Source organism: Micrococcales bacterium, assembly GCA_009784895.1.
In the GTDB taxonomy this organism is placed as follows: Bacteria; Actinomycetota; Actinomycetes; order Actinomycetales; family WQXJ01; genus WQXJ01.
Genome location: WQXJ01000100.1, coordinates 1 through 3,163 on the forward strand (window position 1 = coordinate 1; position 3,163 = coordinate 3,163).

Genomic DNA, 3,163 nt, shown 5'->3' on the forward strand with positions numbered 1-3,163 from the left:
ACCAACATTGCGGCCGCCCTCAGACACAACGCCTACAACCCGCAACACGCCCTACTCATACTCCTGACCAGCCGAAAGGAGACTTTGCCGTGACCATGAGTACTACCAGGGTGGTAGCCCTGAACGTGTCGCTGAGTTTGAAGCCCGTCTGGAACCGCTGTCCGAGCTCGACCTTGTCTTGAAGATTGTGGGACGGCCGGTGGATTTTTCAGCCGAACAGGTAAAATCTAACTTGGCCAAATTGGATGCTGATTGGGACGGTTACCTCAACAAGCTCGGAATCAGCGATATTTGCGTGATCGGTCCCGACTATGAAGCAGGCGAGGTTTTCATTGGAGCCTGTGACAAGGAGATCCCGGCAATGGTCGCGGACATTGGGTTCCCAATCAGGCTTGAGGCAGGTTGGTCCGCGGAGCGCAACTGAACAGTGGGAGCAGCGCAAAGAACTGGGTGCCATGCGTCGTTGTGATTGGCGGTCTTGGCGCGATATGGGTTTGTTACCGGTTTTCGGGCTCATCGCATTTGGGGGTGTAGTTTGGGTCTGAAGCCTCCGGTTTCCAGTAGTGATCTGGCGATGTAGTTGGTTAGGTTACGGAATCCGAGAGCGGAGCCGCGGAGGTGTTCTAGCCGACCGTTGATGGCTTCGGTTGGCCCGTTTGAGGTGTGGGACCGGTTGAAGTAGGCCAGTATGTCGTTAGCCCGCCTTTTCAGTGTCCGGCCTAGCGTGATGAGTTCACTCAAAATGGCGGGCACGCCGTGACTGAGAGAGTTGATGACGTCACGCATTTGTTGGCGGCCCCTTGCCTGGTTGGGCTCACGGTAAGCGGCGACCATTGATTGGTAGACACCCCAGGTGACTTCAACCTGGAGGTGGTCCTCGTTAGCGAATAGGGCATCGAGCCGCTGCTGCTGCCGGTCGGTCAGCAACCTGACCCCGGTATGCAAGGTCCGTCTGGCTGAATACAACGGGTCACCGGCCCGTCCACGATGCCCATGGAGGTCTTGTTGAACGCGGCGGCGGCACTGATCCAGAGCCTCACCAGCCAGCCGCACCACATGGAATGGGTCCATCACCGCCACAGCGTCGGGCAACTCCTGGCTGGCAGCGGTTTTGAAGCCAGTGAACCCATCCATCGCCACCACCTCGATCTGTTCCCGCCAGTCGGCCGGGCGGTCCTCCAGCCAGGCGGCAAAGACTTGCTTAGAACGACCCTCCACCATGTCCAGTAACCTGGCTGGCCCGACCCGGTCCCTGACCGGCGTCAAATCGATGATCACGGTCACATACTTCTCACCCCAGCGGGTATGCCTCCAGCAATGCTCGTCCACCCCGATCACCTTGACGCCGTCGAACCGGCCCGGATCACCGATCAGCACCCGCCGGCCCTCAGCCAACACCGCGCTATTAGCGGTATGCCACGACACCGCCAAGCCCTCAGCCACCCTGGCCACAGTCAAATGTTGACAGACAATGGCTTCCAAAGCCCACTGCAGTCCACGCCGAGACAACCTGGCCCTGGGTTCAGCTGCCCTGGTGGCGTCCTGCCGCCACACATGCTGGCAAGCCGCACACCGGTAACGACGCACCTGGACCAGCAACACGGTCGGCCGCCAACCCAACGGTTCATGCGCCAGGCGGCGGGTCACCATGTCCCTCGCCAGCCCCTCAGCCCCACACTGGTGGCAGAACCGGTCATCGTCGACCAGGCGGCACCTGATCTCAGCTCGGCTAGCAGTGACACGCTGACTGACAGCCACCAAACCAAGCTCGTCAAGACGGCAAAAAGTAGTCAAGTCAGGATCAGTAAAGGTACCGTGAAACAAGTCGAGGCCTTTCGAACGGACGTATTGAACAACATCCATCCTTGAGAGGCCTCGACCCCCACCCAAGCAGCGACACGCCCACCAACCTCAACCCCGCCCTACACCCTGGTTTACGAAGAGCCCTGAAACTGCCCAAAGTCTGACCGGCTGACTTCCGACCGACTGGGGGACTCGGCATCGGGCAACAACTGTCTGCGGTCACTGGGCCAACTGCCAGGTGAGGTAGCAGCCAACCGATTGTTGGAGGAATGGCGCTGGGCTCGGCCAACGGATTCTACTGACTGATTCAGGGTCGATTTTGGCCGTTGCCGGACTGTTTCCAGCTGCGATCTGGATGAACAGCCAGGTCAGGCGGGGGGCTAGGCAGGCACCTTGGTTTTATTCCCGTTACGGAGATTTCCGCTGCGGGGTGAACCGAAATAACTTCGATGCCGACCGCGCGTTGTTCATGACAGTTGGAGCGGCACAACCAAGACAGAGCATCACGCCTCAGCGCCGAGATCTTGGATATTGCGATTGGTGAAACCAGTTCATCAGGCGGACAGTGTCGTTCGAGAGGTCAAAGTATGAGGCAAGGTCACTTCGCAGTTCGTGGAGGACCAATCATTGTGCGGCTAGGCATTGTTGCTCTGGTTGTCACATTTGTGGTGGCTTTGTTGCTGCCAAACCAGGATTCGCCAGCGCTTGGTGAGGACAGCCCAGAGCTGGCGTCAAGCCAAGCCGCCACCCCGCCAGACAGCTCGGGGACTGGGGTTTTGCCGAGTCAGGACCAGCCCGGACTTAGCCCGGATGCGCCTGAGTCGGTGTCTAGCGGTACGCCCGGCGCGAACGACAGCGCGATCAAGCAGCCGGAGCCAAGTCAGGACCTGCCGGAACTAGGTCCGGATGTGCCCGAGCCGGTGCCTGGCCTTACGCTCGACGTGGAAGACAGCACGCCCAAGCAGCCGGAACCAAACCAGGCCCCACCGGCGAGCGGTGCGGCGGCTCCTGAGCTGGTGCCTGGCAATCCCACCACTTCTGACATGGCAATCAAACCCATGGCTGGGGAGATGGTGATTGACCTGTCAAGCGCGGCGGCGCTGAGTTACCCGGGCGTCAATTATCCCGGTGCGGGCGTCCTGCGGTTTGGCACCAATTACAACAGCGGCAGCGCCACCGGCAATAGCTACCGGATAATTCGATCAAATCCCTTTTCGATTGCTGTCAACAGAGTCATCGTTGAGACTGGGGTCACCACGCAGGTGACCTTGCAGGATGCCGCTTTCCAGACCGACTTTGACCTGGAAGGCACGGCCAACCTGACCCTGCTACTGGCAGGTACTAACTCGATCAAGGGCTC

The 3,163-nt window shown here is 59.6% G+C and carries 3 protein-coding genes; 2 read left to right on the top strand and 1 reads right to left on the bottom strand.

From position 1 onward, the window contains the following. Nucleotides 1-178 precede the first annotated feature (178 nt). Complete coding sequence (locus FWD29_10060) at nt 179-424, top strand: hypothetical protein (GenBank protein MCL2804272.1); 246 nt, start codon at nt 179-181, stop codon at nt 422-424. Between the two features lie 89 nt (nt 425-513). Here the strand turns inward: FWD29_10060 and FWD29_10065 are convergent, their stop codons facing one another. After that, on the bottom strand, nt 514-1,824 hold the full coding sequence (locus tag FWD29_10065) for an ISL3 family transposase (protein ID MCL2804273.1): 1,311 nt from the start codon (nt 1,822-1,824) through the stop codon (nt 514-516). A 566-nt stretch (nt 1,825-2,390) separates the two neighbouring features. Between FWD29_10065 and FWD29_10070 the strand changes: the two genes are divergently transcribed. Continuing rightward, on the top strand, nt 2,391-3,163 hold a 773-nt coding region (locus FWD29_10070), incomplete at its 3' end, for a hypothetical protein (protein ID MCL2804274.1).